The organism is Priestia sp. BR_2 (assembly GCF_041954005.1).
In the GTDB taxonomy this organism is placed as follows: Bacteria; Bacillota; Bacilli; order Paenibacillales; family Paenibacillaceae; genus Paenibacillus_AQ; species Paenibacillus_AQ lautus_A.
Genome location: NZ_JAVFHM010000116.1, coordinates 1 through 560 on the forward strand (window position 1 = coordinate 1; position 560 = coordinate 560).

At 33.6% G+C, this 560-nt stretch carries 1 protein-coding gene; it reads right to left on the bottom strand.

The genetic code is table 11. The features are described from left to right. On the bottom strand, positions 1 to 560 hold a 560-nt coding region (locus RB298_RS03870; RefSeq protein ID WP_486045855.1), incomplete at both ends, for a LysR substrate-binding domain-containing protein.

Here is a 560-nt window from a genome sequence, read left to right on the forward strand (position 1 = left end):
GTACATAACGAAATAGGATTTTTTAAATTAACTTCTTCTACATGTACAATTGCTACTTGGTCTTGAGCTAAATGCTCGTTCACTTCAAGCGAAGACACAAAAGTAACTCCATATCCTGCAATCACTGTTCTGATTGTTTCATTCAATCCATTAATTTGTAATCCGATAATTGGCTTATTAACGTTATAAACCTTACAGAGAGAAAATAATTTCTCCCTTGAAGAACTGCCTTCTTCACGAAATACAAAAGGTTCCCTTACAATTTCAGATAATGTAACTTTCTTTCCAGCAAATTTATGATTCTTATGAACGATAAACAACATTTGATCTTCAAACAGTTCATTACTGGTGATTAATGAATGAAATTCCCTTCTACCGCCTATTAAAGCAATTTCAGCTTGGTAATTAATCAAATGGTCAATTGCTTTACTAGAATTAGTAGTTGTTAATTCTACCTCTACTTCGGGATATTGCTGTTTGTAGATTCCAATCCATTTAGGCAGTAAAAAATTCGCAGGAAGATATGTTGCGACAATACGTAGCTTTCCAGCTGTACCATC